General features: G+C 68.6%; 15 protein-coding genes. 9 read left to right on the top strand and 6 right to left on the bottom strand.

The window, feature by feature from the left end:
- The first annotated feature begins 118 nt into the window (after window positions 1-118).
- Window positions 119-781: an HAD family hydrolase gene (locus tag ACIRU3_RS03880; RefSeq protein ID WP_404050907.1), complete on the top strand. Its 663-nt coding sequence runs from the start codon at window positions 119-121 to the stop codon at window positions 779-781.
- Here the strand turns inward: ACIRU3_RS03880 and ACIRU3_RS03875 are convergent.
- Window positions 762-2,039, bottom strand: a complete 1,278-nt coding sequence (locus ACIRU3_RS03875) for a transcriptional regulator (RefSeq protein ID WP_404050904.1) — start codon at window positions 2,037-2,039, stop codon at window positions 762-764. The two genes, ACIRU3_RS03880 and ACIRU3_RS03875, sit on opposite strands and share 20 nt — an antisense overlap.
- Before the next feature lie 193 nt (window positions 2,040-2,232).
- Between ACIRU3_RS03875 and ACIRU3_RS03870 the strand changes: the two genes are divergently transcribed.
- The 3 genes from ACIRU3_RS03870 to ACIRU3_RS03860 all read left to right on the top strand — a co-directional run bounded on the left by ACIRU3_RS03870 (window position 2,233) and on the right by ACIRU3_RS03860 (window position 3,653).
- Window positions 2,233-2,877: a hypothetical protein gene (locus ACIRU3_RS03870; protein ID WP_404050902.1), complete on the top strand. Its 645-nt coding sequence runs from the start codon at window positions 2,233-2,235 to the stop codon at window positions 2,875-2,877.
- Entirely contained in the window at window positions 2,877-3,101 is a 225-nt protein-coding gene (locus ACIRU3_RS03865; RefSeq protein ID WP_404050900.1) for a DUF397 domain-containing protein, read from the top strand. Before ACIRU3_RS03870 ends, ACIRU3_RS03865 begins: the two co-directional genes overlap by 1 nt.
- Before the next feature lie 84 nt (window positions 3,102-3,185).
- Window positions 3,186-3,653, top strand: coding sequence for a hypothetical protein (locus ACIRU3_RS03860; protein ID WP_404050897.1), 468 nt, complete (start codon window positions 3,186-3,188; stop codon window positions 3,651-3,653).
- A gap of 83 nt (window positions 3,654-3,736) precedes the next feature.
- Here ACIRU3_RS03860 and ACIRU3_RS03855 read toward each other — a convergent pair whose 3' ends face one another.
- Window positions 3,737-3,973, bottom strand: coding sequence for a chaplin (locus tag ACIRU3_RS03855; RefSeq protein WP_404050894.1), 237 nt, complete (start codon window positions 3,971-3,973; stop codon window positions 3,737-3,739).
- A 96-nt stretch (window positions 3,974-4,069) separates the two neighbouring features.
- Entirely contained in the window at window positions 4,070-4,969 is a 900-nt protein-coding gene (locus tag ACIRU3_RS03850; protein WP_404050892.1) for an inositol monophosphatase family protein, read from the bottom strand.
- A gap of 440 nt (window positions 4,970-5,409) precedes the next feature.
- On the opposite strand from ACIRU3_RS03850, the gene ACIRU3_RS03845 reads away from it, so the two are divergent.
- Window positions 5,410-5,922: a GNAT family N-acetyltransferase gene (locus ACIRU3_RS03845; RefSeq protein ID WP_404050889.1), complete on the top strand. Its 513-nt coding sequence runs from the start codon at window positions 5,410-5,412 to the stop codon at window positions 5,920-5,922.
- Between the two features lie 88 nt (window positions 5,923-6,010).
- On the opposite strand, the gene ACIRU3_RS03840 is transcribed toward ACIRU3_RS03845, so the two are convergent.
- Complete coding sequence (locus ACIRU3_RS03840) at window positions 6,011-6,595, bottom strand: GNAT family N-acetyltransferase (RefSeq protein WP_404050886.1); 585 nt, start codon at window positions 6,593-6,595, stop codon at window positions 6,011-6,013.
- Window positions 6,596-6,761: 166 nt separating this feature from the next.
- On the opposite strand from ACIRU3_RS03840, the gene ACIRU3_RS03835 reads away from it, so the two are divergent.
- Window positions 6,762-7,064 carry a hypothetical protein gene (locus ACIRU3_RS03835; RefSeq protein WP_404050883.1) on the top strand — a complete coding sequence of 101 codons (303 nt, stop codon included), beginning with the start codon at window positions 6,762-6,764 and terminating at the stop codon, window positions 7,062-7,064.
- Between the two features lie 9 nt (window positions 7,065-7,073).
- Here the strand turns inward: ACIRU3_RS03835 and ACIRU3_RS03830 are convergent, their stop codons facing one another.
- Window positions 7,074-8,063 carry a GlxA family transcriptional regulator gene (locus ACIRU3_RS03830; protein WP_404050881.1) on the bottom strand — a complete coding sequence of 330 codons (990 nt, stop codon included), beginning with the start codon at window positions 8,061-8,063 and terminating at the stop codon, window positions 7,074-7,076.
- Window positions 8,064-8,215: 152 nt separating this feature from the next.
- On the opposite strand from ACIRU3_RS03830, the gene ACIRU3_RS03825 reads away from it, so the two are divergent.
- Window positions 8,216-8,665: a hypothetical protein gene (locus ACIRU3_RS03825; protein ID WP_404050879.1), complete on the top strand. Its 450-nt coding sequence runs from the start codon at window positions 8,216-8,218 to the stop codon at window positions 8,663-8,665.
- 50 nt (window positions 8,666-8,715) lie between these two features.
- Here the strand turns inward: ACIRU3_RS03825 and ACIRU3_RS03820 are convergent, their stop codons facing one another.
- The gene (locus ACIRU3_RS03820; RefSeq protein ID WP_404050876.1) at window positions 8,716-10,050 is read right to left on the bottom strand and encodes an SGNH/GDSL hydrolase family protein; all 1,335 of its coding nucleotides are present in this window, start codon (window positions 10,048-10,050) and stop codon (window positions 8,716-8,718) included.
- Between the two features lie 165 nt (window positions 10,051-10,215).
- Between ACIRU3_RS03820 and ACIRU3_RS03815 the strand changes: the two genes are divergently transcribed.
- Together ACIRU3_RS03815 and ACIRU3_RS03810 are read left to right on the top strand one after the other, a co-directional pair.
- Window positions 10,216-11,568: a DUF445 domain-containing protein gene (locus ACIRU3_RS03815; RefSeq protein ID WP_404050873.1), complete on the top strand. Its 1,353-nt coding sequence runs from the start codon at window positions 10,216-10,218 to the stop codon at window positions 11,566-11,568.
- Window positions 11,569-11,649: 81 nt separating this feature from the next.
- Window positions 11,650-13,116 carry an MFS transporter gene (locus ACIRU3_RS03810; RefSeq protein WP_404050871.1) on the top strand — a complete coding sequence of 489 codons (1,467 nt, stop codon included), beginning with the start codon at window positions 11,650-11,652 and terminating at the stop codon, window positions 13,114-13,116.
- Window positions 13,117-13,141 lie beyond the last annotated feature (25 nt).

The raw sequence follows: 13,141 nt of genomic DNA, 5'->3' as shown, positions 1-13,141 counted from the left end.
GTGACCCAGGTTGATCGCTCATGTCACACATGACGCACAAGTTGGGCTGGTCGCGGATGCAGCATGTCCATCTAACGCTCGCCGCCCGGGGACTTAACCACCCCGGTACCCTGCCCCCATGATTCGCGCAGTGGTCTTCGACGTAGGTGAGTGCCTTGTGGACGAGACCCGGGAGTATGGGGCCTGGGCCGACTGGTTGGGGGTCCCGAGGCACACCTTCCATGCGATGTTCGGGGCAGTGATCGCACAGGGGCGGGACTACCGGGACGTCTTCCAGGAGTTTCAGCCTGGGTTCCATCTCTATGAGGAGCGGGACAAGCGGGCCGCCGCGGGGCAACCGGAGACCTTCGGGGAAGACGATCTGTATTCAGATGTCCGACCCGCCCTGGCCAAGCTGCGGTCCGACGGGCTGTGGCTAGGCATCGCCGGAAACCAGACCGTGCGGGCCGGGCGGATCCTGCGTGAGTTGTTCTCACGCGACGTCGATCTGATCGGCACGTCGGATGATTGGGGGGCCAGCAAACCCGACCTTGAGTTCTTCAAGCAGGTTGCCGAGGCCGTGCCGTTCGACGTGGACGAGATCCTGTATGTCGGGGATCGATGCGACAACGACATCCGGCCCGCGCGACAGACCGGCATGCAGACCGCGCTAGTGCATCGCGGGCCCTGGGCGACTATTCAGTGGAGCACCGGCGAGGCAAGGGAGTTGCCAACCTTCCGTGTCGAGAGTCTGCAGGAACTGCCGGTGCTAATCGGTCAGTTCAACGACTCAGGGCGTTGAGCGTCGTCGCCCAGTCGTATAGCCGGTCATCCAGGTCACGAACACAGCGCTCATGCTGATGGGGCACGAGTGTGCGACGAACCTCGCGCACTCGGTCCATGCCAGTGGCGTACCAGGTGATCGCCAACTGGTCGAGGGCCTGTCCCGCGTAGCTGCACGCCAGCTCCGGGTTTCCTGATGCTGCTTCCACGGCTGCCAGATCGCCGTAGACCACAGAACGCTGTTTGTCCTCGGCAGGAGTCATCGAGGTCAAGGCATGGTGCAAGCTCTCCCTAGCTTGCGGGAAGTGGCCCGCGATCATTTGCGTGTTGCCCTTGAAGGCCGCCAGACGAGCTGGGGAGAACCAGTCCATCCACTCCGGCGAGGAGTGGCCATTACCGGCAGCCAATACGTCCTCGGCGTGACCGATCAGGTTCAGTGCTGTGCGGGTGTTCCCACACCTAGTTTCGCATTCGGCCTCTACAGCATCGAGCCATGCCAGGAATTCTGCGGAAGCGAGAGCACGGCGGGCGTATGTGCGGGCTGCGGTCATGCGCTCCAGGGCTCCGTCACGGTCCGCCACCCAGCCCGGGACAAAGGCCATGTGCGCGATGATCGCCGAGCCGAGCAACGGGGCGTCGGCCTCCCCAGCGGCTTGCAGAGCAAGTAGGAGGGTCTCGTTGGCCCTGCTCGGTTCACGCAGGTCGAAGAACTCGATCCTGCTCGCCAGCAGGTACGTCTCGGCCAGAGCTGCCGCCACTATGCGACGAGTCGAGTCCCTCGTCTCTGGCAGTAGAGCACAGCCGAGCGTGGCGTGGGCGACAACGGCGGGGTGCAGCTGGGTCGGCCTGACGGACCAGTAGAGGCGCCGGTGAGAACGAGTCACTGCCTGGAAGTCGGTTCCGGCTGTGTCGGGTTGTGGTGCGCCGCCTGCCCTGCCGGGTAGGACTGCCAGGCCCAGGGTCGCTGCGCCACCCGTGACCAAGGTGCGTCGCGAGTGGCCAGCCTGTTGCGAGCCCTCGGAACCCCACGGGGGCGTGAAACCTAGCGTTTCCATGCTCTGACCCAGCAGCTGGACAAGCACACGTTGACAGTCCGGCTGCGGCCACGGAGGAGTGTCCGACTCCCATCGCCGGACCTGCCGCACCCCGATCGACAGCCCGCGAATGCCCATGCCCTTGGCGTGCCGAGTAAGGGCGTCGGCCAGATCCTGCTGCGAGTTGAACCCGGCAGCAACGCGAGCAGCCTTGAGCCGGACGTTACCGGTGGACCTGGGCACGTGGACACCTCCTGCTGCTGGCTCCTCCAACGGTCCCACATGGCGTCCCTTGTTGAGCGGCCTTTACCCCAGGAGGAGCAAACGAAGCCCTTCCTAAGTCCTCCCAGAGGCCTATCCAAGTCCTCGAATATGTCGTCCGATTCCAGAACTCTGTGTGCCGTACCTGATCGAACCCGACACAGGAGGCATGCGCGTGGATACACAGGAGGCGCTCGACAGAGCCATTGCCGCGTGGCTCGCCCGAGCTCATCCGGCACCAGAGCAGGCGCGGTCCGAGTGGGCAATCCAGGGAGTCGCACTCCTGCCTCTCGGTGATCGGTTTGCCGCCGTGCGCATGCCGGCCGACGTGATTCATGCCGCTCTGGCTTCGAGGGACCCGGACCAGGTCGCGGTCTCCCTTGGCGAAGTATTGGGAGGTTCCATCATCTACGACCACCGCGTCGCGGGTGGGACGTACTACGCCCTGGTCCAAGGCCATGCAGGTCTGGTCTGGGCATACGACGACATCGCCACCTGCCTCGGCCATGGCACCTATCTCGGAGTGCCACGCCTCGACCGTCAACAGCCGCCCGGCGCGTACTGGATGATTCCACCGCGCTACGAGGGGGACCTGTGCGCACCGCGAACGATCATCCCTCTGATCGAGTTGGGCCGGTCCCGCCTGGCCTCCGCACCGCAACCTGATCCGCATGGCCGCCGTGTAAGTGCTGACGCTGCGCTGGGTTCGGAAAGGCCTCCGATCACTGAGGCTTCTGCCTCACCTCCCCACAAACTCCCGCCCATCAAGGGCGGCGGCGGTCAGTCATGGCCGCGTCAGCCGAGCAGGAAGGTGCAGTAATGCTGGACGGAACCAAGCTGTACGGCCTCGACATCAGCGCAGCCTCCTTTGCGAAGGCTTGCGGAGGTCCCTGCACCGAAGGGTGCGTGACCCTGGCCCGGATCGGCGACGACGCCTGGGCCCTGGGTGACAGCAAGCGGCCGGACGTGGAGCCGTTGCGGTTCACAACGGAGGAGCTGGACGCGGCCGGTATCGATCCGGCGAGGTTCGGGCTCCCTGTCTGACCCATCCCCTGGCTGGTCCCGGCTCCCCGGTATGGAACCGGGACCGGTCACCCTTCGACCTTCGACGCCCGACAGGAACGACTGGTGCATCACCACGGCTATCTATGGGTCGGGGCGAAAGAGCGTTTCGACCAGGAGGCCCTCCGGCGGCCTCCGCATCCCGAGCCGCCACCGGCCGGGAGCAAGGCGGAGCTGATTCAGCGATATCGCGAGGTCGCAGCGGAGTTCCCGACCGTGGACCTTCCTCCCCTGGAGCCGGCGCATTGGCTCGTCAAGCCGCGTTCCCTGATTCGCAGCACGTGGGACGAAGCGAAGGACGCTGCCGCCTGGCTCGGGGCGCGCGTGGAAGAGTACGCGCCCCGGTTTTCCTCCGAATGGGAGCGTAACTTCATCGATCTTGCGTTACTGGCCAACTCCGTTACTGAAAAACTGAGTTCGGGGGCCGATGTGTCGCTCGGGTTCTATCTCGAACGGCCCTCCTACCTGTCGCTTTCTGTGGTGACGTGTTCTCCGAACCGTTCGAAGCCTGACATCGCCTGCCCTATCCGGTAGTTACCGCAAGGGATCGATCGTGCCCGAAGCTGACGCGAGCCGGCACGCGGCGGAGTGCCGCGTGCCGGCCCTGCGGACAAGCGCTACTCGTTGACGCAGACGTTGCCGAACGCAGGGTTGAGAAGCCCGATGACACTGATGGTGTTGCCACACACGTTGATGGGCGCGTGTACGGGCACTTGGACCACGTTTCCGCTCAGAACTCCGGGAGAGTGCACGGCAGCGCCTTGAGCCCCGGCGTCTGCGGCCGCGGCGCCTGCGCATCCGAGGACTGCGGTAGCAGCGAGAGCGGCGGCAGCCAGTGCGGTACGTCCACGCATGGTGTTCTCCTTCGTATGGAGGGCGATCGCTCCATAGCTCTCCCGGCGCTCAGCGGAAAAACGCCGTCCCAGACGCAGTCCGGAGAAACCACTCGTTCAGTTGGAACTGCCCCCAACTCGGCCATCGGCAGGGGCTGAACCGGGCTGGATCTCGTCTCTGCGGACCGCAAGCCACAGTTCCCCCATCTCCTCCGCCACCCCCCGCGCCATCAGCAGCAACGGCTCGTCGTAGACCGGAACCCGCGGGAGTGCCACCGCCCCCGCCTCCGTCGCGATCAGGTACGCCGGGAGGCCGTCCACCGCGTGGAATTCGCCGATCGCCGCGGCGGTGGCCCGGCCTGCGGCCACCTGGGCCAGGGAGAGAGCCGTCGAGCCCATCACCCTGGCCGTGCAGTGACGGTGCGACAAGGCACCCAACAGAGCGTCCAGGCCCGGCCAGTGGGCGTGGGCTGCCCATTCCGTCAGGAAGACGTGGCCCGTGAGGGTGGTGTGGGTGGCCGCCCGGGTCGGGGTGCCGTTCAGGCGGGCACCTCTTCCTCGGATCGCCGTGAAGGTCTCTCCTCGCCAGGGGTCGGCCACCAAGCCGAGCAACGGGGTTCCGTCGGGGGCCGCCAGGCCCAGGGAGAAGGAGCACCAGCCGATGCCGTGGGCGTAGTTCGTGGTGCCGTCGACCGGGTCCACGACCCAGTACGGGGCGTTCGGGTCGGCCGGCTCGTGGGTGCCGTACTCCTCGCCCTCGATGCCGTGGGACGGGAAGGCCGCCCGCAGGACCGAGCGGACGTGGGCCTCGATCGTCTCGTCCGTCTGCGTGACGATGTCCGCCGGGCTCGCCTTCTCCCTCACCCCGCCGGCCCGCGGGCTGCGGATCACCACCGACGCCCAGGCGGCCAGCTCGGTCGCGACCGTCAGTGCCCGGTCGAGGTCCAGGTCGAGGTCCAGGTCCGGGTTCAGGTCCGGGTTCAGGTCCGGATCGGGATGCGCGTCGCGGTCGTTCACCGGGCTTCACCGCCGGTCTGCTCGGGGACGGTCCCGAGGAAGGATGCCACGGCCTTGTGGAGGGGCTTCGGCTGGTCCACTCACGGCAGCCTCGATGGCCGACCCTGTCCGTGTCCCCGCGGCCCCGCGGCCCCGTGGCCCCGTGGCCCCGTGCCAGCCGTGCCCCCCGCATCGCGCTACGAGGTCGGTGCAACGGTGCACCCGCGCCTCCCGGCAGCCGGCGCCGTGTACGGTTGCATTGTTCGTACTTGTTCAGGAGCCGAGAAACAGGGAGGTGAGGTTGATGACCGCGCTCAAGGCCACCGTCCGCAGCGTCCGGGTCTCTCTCACGTCCCGGGCCGTGGCCTGACCACTCCCGTCCACTCCTGTCCGCCCTCGCCGGGAGCGTGAGCTCGCGGGGCACGTACACGAACACCTCCTGAAACGGATCCCCCATCACCATGGGCAACAGCTGGATCACCCGTGCCGAGACCGGCGCCGACATCCCCGCCGTCCGCGACATCATCCTCGCCGCGTTCCCCACGCCTGCGGAGGCCGACCTGGTCGACGCCCTGCGCGCCGACCCGGCCGCCTGGATCGAGGGCCTGTCCCTCGTCGCGGCTGACGAGGCCGGCCACCCCGTGGGCCACGCTCTGCTGACCCGCTGCCACATCGACGCCACACCGGCCCTGTGCCTGGCCCCGTGCGCCGTCCGCCCGGAGCGGCAGCGGACCGGTGCGGGGGCCGCGGCCATCCGCGCGGCCCTGGCCGCGGCAAGGTCACTGGGCGAGCACCATGTGGTCGTCCTCGGGCACCCGGCGTACTACCCGCGGTTCGGCTTCACCCGGGCCTCCGGCCAGGGCATCGGCCTGACCATCGACGTCCCGGACGACGCCCTGATGGCGCTCAGCCTCGACGCCGGCCTTCCGCTGCCCGGCGGAACCGTGCGCTACGCCGCTCCGTTCGGGATCTGATCCCCCACCCCGGCACCGCCGTCTTCCACGGCATGCGCCGACCGCCCCTTCCTTCTCCGCAACGCGGTGACCCGCATCCGTCGTACCGTCACCGGCGCGGGAGGGGGCGTTCCGCTTCGCTTTCCGCCTCCACGGCCTTTTCCAGAAGCGTGAACGACTTGGGCGCGCCGCCCGGCTGTGGCTTGCCCGCCTTGTGGCCGGCGATCCGGTAACCGGCGTTCAGGTAGTACGTGTTCAGGCGCGCGTTGCCGGCCAGGCAGTCCAGGCGTACCAACGCCCGCCCCGCTGCGGCCACGCGGCGCTCAGCGGCTCGCAGGAGCTGTAGGCCCGTTCCGGGCGGGGTGCTGCCGCGGTTCACCATCAGGCGGTGGACGTAACCGGCCACCGGCGGCTGCGGTCCCCAGGCCGCCTCGTCCTCCCACCACAGTTCCCAGGCCCCGGCCAGGTGGCCCTCGGCCTCCGCGAGCCAGACCTCTCCGCTCCGTACGACCCGGTGGAAGTGGCTCTCGTCCAGCTCGCCCGGCTGCCACTGGCCGGTGATGCCCTGCGCCAGCATCCAGCGGGCGGCGTCGTCCCGCAGGTGAACGAGTGCGGTGAGGTCGGCATCGTCGGCGAGGCGGAAGCGTATGCCGTTCACCCGGCTCACTCGGCTCACTCGGTGCGTGTCGTTCACCCCGCGATCTTCGCACGGGGCCAGTGGGCGGCAAGGCGTCCGCTCCGATCCGGAAACTTGACAAGCCTCGACTCAAGGTCAGGGTGCCGAAGCGGCCGCGCGTTAGCCTCGGCGCAGGCAGAAGAAACAGACCAAGGCAGCAGAAAAGGCTTACGAGGAGGCACTCATGGCCAGGGTTCCCAGTGCGGTGGTCGCCGCGACCGGACTCGTCGGCGGTTACGGCGTCGCCCGCTGGACCAAGAAGCGGCAGCTCGGCGGGGCCGTCCTGGCCGTCGCGGGAGCCGCCGCCGCGCAGCAGTGGCGCCGGCAGGCGGGCGGGAAGGCCGCCGGTGCGCTGACCGCCGCGTACGTCGCCGCGTTCGCCGCGTCCCACCCGCTGGCCAAGAAGGTCGGCGCCTGGCCGTCCGTGTTCGGCGTCGCCGGCGCCGTGGCCCTGACCTCCTGGGCCGTCGCCGACCGCCGGGGCTGATCCGCCCCCCTACGCCCTCACGGAACCGTTCTCCCGCACGGCCCCCTCCTCCGCCGCCCGGAACGACCTCCGGTACGCCTGCGGACTCGTCCCCACCACCCGGCGGAACCGCTCCCTGAAGGCCGTCGGCGACCCGAAGCCCGCCTGTACGGCGATCCGTTCCACCGGGTACGGCGTCGTCTCCAGCAGGTGCTGCGCCCGCCGCACCCGCGCCCGGTGCAGCCACTGCAGCGGTGTCGTGCCGGTCTGTTCGCGGAAGCGCCGGTTGAGGGTACGGCTGCTCGTACGGGCCTGTGCCGCGATCTCGTCCAGGGTGAGGTCGCGGTCGCAGTTGTCCTCCAGCCAGGCCAGGAGGGGCTCCAGGGTGGCACCGGCGGGCGCCGGCGGCAGGTCGTGGACGATGAACTGGGCCTGCCCGCCCTCCCGTTCCAGCGGCATCACGGACATCCGGGCCGTGTGCGCGGCGACCGCCGAGCCGTAGTCCCTGCGGATCATGTGCAGGCACATGTCCATGGCCGCGGCCGCGCCCGCCGAGGTGAGGAACTGGCCGTTGTCGACGTAGAGGACGTTCGGGTCGACGGTGATCCCCGGGTAGCTCGCCGCGAGGTCCGCGGCCGCGCACCAGTGCGTCGTCGCCCGCCGTCCGTCCAGCAGGCCGGTCGCCGCGAAGACGAACGCGCCCACGCAGATCGACGCGATGCGGGTGCCGTTCGCCGCCGCCGCGCACACCGCCTCCGCCACGCCCGGCGGCAGCGGCACGGTCGGGTCGGCGACGCCCGGCAGCATGATCGTGTCGGCCTCCGCCAGCGCCTCCAGGCCGTGCGCCGCCCGGACCGCGAAGGCGCCGGCGCCCGCGCTCACTTCACCGGCCGGGGAGCAGACCCGCACCCGGTAGGCGGGCCGGCCATCGGGCAGCCGAGCCCAGCCGAAGGTGTCGATCGGGACGGACAGGTCGAACGGGATCACCTGGTCCAGCGCCAGAACGGCGACAGTATGCATGGCAAGAACCTAGCCATTCGACGGATTGGCGCCAACCAGGCCCTGCTGCCCTGCCCCCGTCAGTACGTGTGAGAAACAGGCTGGCGAGAATCCGTCGCCCTCTGGCAATCCCGCCACTTCTCCAAGATCCGCCACCCGCCTAGCGTCCCACCGTGACCAAGTTCCTCCTCGCCGTCCACGTCCTCGCCGCGATCGTCGCCATCGGTCCCGTCACCGTCGCCGCCAGCATGTTCCCGCCCGCCGCCCGCCGGGCCCTGGCCGCCCCCGACGACACCCGGGCCACGGAGACGCTGCAACTGCTGCACCGGATCTGCCGGGTCTACGCCGTCGTCGGCGTCGTCGTCCCGGTCTTCGGGTTCGCCACCGCGAGCAGCATGCGCGTGCTGGGCAGCGCCTGGCTGATCGTGTCGATCGCGCTGACGGCGCTGGCCGCCCTCGTGCTGGCCACGCTGGTGCTGCCGGCCCAGACCGCGCTCGTGGAGGGCGCCGGCACCCGTGAGAAGACCGCACGGCTGGCCATGTTCACCGGAGTGTTCAACCTGCTGTGGGCGGCCGTGACGATCCTGATGATCGTGCGCCCGGGGTCGACGACCGGAGCCTGACCCTCTGCCGCCGACGACTGATTCCGTGCGTCTCCGGGACATGCACGTGACTACAGCTGCGCCTGCCCCGCCCCCTTCAGCGCGGTCAGGTCGAAGACCTCACCCATCTTGCGGAAGCCCAGGTCACTGGGGTGCAGATGGTCACCGGAGTCGTACATGGGGCGCAGGCGGCGAGGATCGTAGGGGTCCCTGAGGGCCTGGTCGAAGTCGACGACCGCGTCGTACACCCGGCCGCTCCGGATCTCGGCGTTGACCTGCCGGCGCACCGCCTCCCGGGCCGGGGTGAAGCCACGGTGGCCTCTGAAGGGCATGAGGGTGGCGCCGACGACCTTCAGACCGCGGGCGTGGGCCTGGCGGACCAGAGTGCGCAGGCCGTCGGCGATCCGGTTCGGGTCGGCGAGATCCGGGTTGCGCAGGATGTCGTTGACGCCGAGGTCGATGACGACGACCTTGACGTTGGTACGGGAGAGCACGTCCCGGCCGAAACGGCCGAGGCCGCTCTGGTTCTCCGCCGGACGGCCCAGGCCGTCGGCGAGGACCTGATTGCCGCTGATGCCCTCGTTCACGATGCCGTAGCGCGGCAGGGCGTCCCCGCTCTCGACGGCCGTGCGCAGCCGGCCGGAGAGGATGTCCGTCCAGCGCCGGTTGGCGCCGACGGTGGACGTTATGCCGTCGGTGATGGAGTCACCGAAGACCACGACCGTGCCGGCGGCCTCGTTGCTCAGGACGTCAAGGGCCGTCAGATAGCGCCAGTACGGGGTCTGTTCGCTGTACGGCGTACCGGTCGCGTCCTCCGTGCGGTCCCCCTGGGCGACGTACGACACCTGCCGCGCGTGCGGATGGTAGGTGACCGGCCCGGACGGCGTGGGCGAGTAGGTGGTGACCAGGACGTCCGTGTCGTGCGGGACGGTGACACGTACGGCGTCGCTCACCACCTGGCCGCCGGCCGGGACGACGACACCGGTGCGGCCGTTGAAGGTGAGGCGCCGCATCGTTTCTGCGTCGGCCGCCGCGGTGCCGTCCCCCGCCGAAAGAGCAAGAGAGGCATGCGTGATGGTCAGCGGAGACTGCCCGTAGAGATTCGACAGCGTGATACGGGCACTCGTCCCCCCGGTGCTCGCATGCACCACGTTGCGCACCGAACGCCCGGCCAGACCCCCGGTCTCCGTACCCGGCTCACCACCCACCGGCGACGTGGACCAGGCACCCACCCAGGTGCCGGTCGAGGCGGGAGCGACCGAGGAGTCGTGATGCGGACGGCTGTCGGCAAAGGTGCCGCGGGAAGTGCCGTCGTCGGCGGCCACGGTGATGTAGATGACGGCGGACAGGACGACGACCAGTGCGACAAGCGCACTCAGGACCGCATAACCATGACACTTGGTCATGCTTCTGTTGTTCTCCTCGGGAGATGGGAGCCCAAGGCTCCGATCAGATGACCCCATGATGCGTCATGAGGTCGGGAGACCTGACAGGACCCTGCCCAAACCCCCGCTCAGACAGACGCCGGGAACTCCTGTTCCGTTCCGGGAGTCGGTCAGGAAGGGACAATTGTGTGCGGGATCACCGAACGGGTGGAGCTGATGGAGCTGATGGAACACACGGAGACGGAAACACCGAACCGGACGACCTCGTACCGCACCATGACCGCCTTCACCCCGGCCGACGAAGAGCGTCAGCGCGGGGTACGGCGCATGAAGCTCACAGCAACCGGAATGCTGCTCTTCGTGGCCGTCGTCTACGTCCTGGCCACATGGGGCTCGAACGCCGGCGTGGGCCCCTGGACCGGATACGTGGCCGCCGCCGCCGAAGCCGGCATGGTCGGCGCACTCGCCGACTGGTTCGCCGTCACCGCCCTCTTCCGGCACCCCCTCGGCCTGCCCATCCCCCACACCGCCATCATCCCGACCAAAAAAGACCAGCTCGGCATCTCACTCGGCGAATTCGTCGGCGAGAACTTCCTCTCCCAGGACGTCGTACGACAACGACTGCGCGCCGTCGGCATCGGCAGCCGCCTCGGCACCTGGCTCGCCGAACCCGACCACGCCGACCGCGTCACCGCAGAACTCGCCACCGCACTCAGAGGCGCCCTCACCGTCCTGCGCGACTCCGACGTACAAGCCGTCGTCACCGAGGCCATCACCCGCCGCGCGGGCGCACAGGAAATCGCACCCGGCATCGGCAAAATGCTCGAGAAGATCGTCGCCGACGGCGGGCACAAACGAGTCGTCGACCTGGTCGTCACCCGCGCACACGACTGGCTCGTACTCCACCGCGACGACGTGATGGTCGCCGTCGAAGGCGGCGCACCCGGCTGGACCCCCCGATTCGTCGACAAAAAAGTCGGCGAACGCGTCTACAAAGAACTCCTCCGCTTCGCCACCGAAATGCGCGACATGCCCTCCCACCCCGCACGCGGCGCCCTCGACCGCTTCCTCACCGACTTCGCCTCCGACCTCCAGTCCGACACCGACACCCGCACCCGCGTCGAACGGCTCAAAGGCGAAGTACTCGGCCGCGCAGAAGTACAGGACCTGATCGCATCCGCCTGGACCTCCGTCCGCGCCATGCTCGTCGCAGCAGCCGACGACGAACGCAGCCAACTCAGACTGCGCGTACGAGCCGCCCTGCTCTCCCTCGGCGCCCGCATGGCCGACGAACCCAAGGTGCAGGAAAAGGTCGACAACTGGGTCGAAGGCATCGCCGTACACATCGTGACCACCTACCGCAAGGAAATCACCTCCCTGATCACCGACACCGTCGCCGGCTGGGACGCCGAACACACCACCCGCAAGATCGAAGCCCACATCGGCCGCGACCTGCAGTTCATCCGAATCAACGGCACAGTCGTCGGCTCACTCGCCGGCCTGCTGATCTACATCGCCACACAGACGCTCGGCGCCTGACTCCGCCGGGCGGGGGGACACACGGGCTGATTCCGCCGGACACGGGCACTCGTCACCCATCCTCGACGAAGAGGAGAGCCCATGCCCACAGCCCAGGCCGCCACCGGCCGCACCATCACCACCGACATCCCCGCCCGACTCGACCGCCTGCCCTGGTCCCGCTGGCACTGGACGGTCGTGATCGGACTGGGCACCGTCTGGATCCTCGACGGCCTCGAAGTCACCGTGGTCGGCAACATCGCCGGCCGCCTCGCCGAACCCGGCAGCGGCCTGCCCGTCACCTCCGGCCAGATCACCGGCACCGCCGCCGCGCTGTACGTGGCAGGCGCCTGCTCGGGCGCCCTGTTCTGGGGCCGCCTCACCGACCGATACGGCCGCAAAAAGCTCTTCATGATCACCCTGGTGGTCTATCTCGCGGCAACCGCACTCACCGCGATCTCCTTCACCGCCTGGTGGTTCTTCCTCTTCCGCTTCCTCACCGGCTTCGGCATCGGAGGCGAATACGCCGCCATCAACTCCGCCATCGACGAACTCATCCCCGCCGAATACCGCGGCCGCGTCGACCTCATCATCAACGGCAGCTTCTGGCTCGGCGCCGTCGGCGGCTCCCTGCTCTCCATCGTCGCCCTCAACACCGACCTACTGCCCGCGAACATCGGCTGGCGCCTCACCTTCGCCCTCGGCGCCGTCCTCGCCCTCGTCATCCTCCTCGTACGACGACACGTCCCCGAAAGCCCACGCTGGCTGCTCATCCACGGCCGCGAACGGGAAGCCGAAGACATCGTCGCCGACATCGAACGACAGATCGAGACGGAGACCGGCAAGCCACTCACCGAGCCACAGGGCGAACTGAAGATCCACCAGCGCAAAAGCATCACGTTCAGGGAGATCGCCCGAACCGTCTTCGGCCAGTACCGCAAACGCGCCGCCCTCGGCTTCTCCCTCTTCATCGGCCAGGCATTCCTCTACAACGCCATCACCTTCGGCTTCGGCGCCATCCTCACCACCTTCTTCAACATCCCCGCCGACCACACCGGCTACTACTTCGCCGTCATCGCCATCGGCAACTTCTGCGGCCCCCTGCTCCTCGGCAAACTCTTCGACACCATCGGCCGCAGAATCATGATCTCCACCACCTACCTCCTGTCAGGACTGCTGCTCTTCGGCACGGCCTGGCTCTTCGGCCGAGGCTCCCTCGACGCCACCACCCTGACCGCCTGCTGGTGCGTGGTCCTCTTCTTCGCCTCGGCAGGCGCCTCCAGCGCCTACCTCACGGTCTCCGAGATCTTCCCCATGGAAACCCGCGCCATGGCCATCGCCTTCTTCTACGCCCTCGGCACCGCCGCCGGCGGCATCAGCGGCCCTCTCCTCTTCGCCGACCTCACCAGCACCGGCAACGTCGGCGACACCGTCCTCGCCTTCCAGATCGGCGCAGCCCTCATGTGCGCCGCAGGCCTCGTCGCCGCCTTCCTCGCGGTCAACGCCGAACGCCGCTCCCTGGAAGACATCGCCCGCCCGCTCACCGCAACCGCAGCCGGCAAGACGTGAGGACCGGGACACCCTGGGCCGGACC

The sequence above is a fragment of the Streptomyces sp. NPDC101151 genome (genome assembly GCF_044768335.1).
Classification (GTDB): Bacteria; Actinomycetota; Actinomycetes; order Streptomycetales; family Streptomycetaceae; genus Streptomyces.
This window is presented reverse-complemented; position numbering and strand designations above follow the sequence as displayed.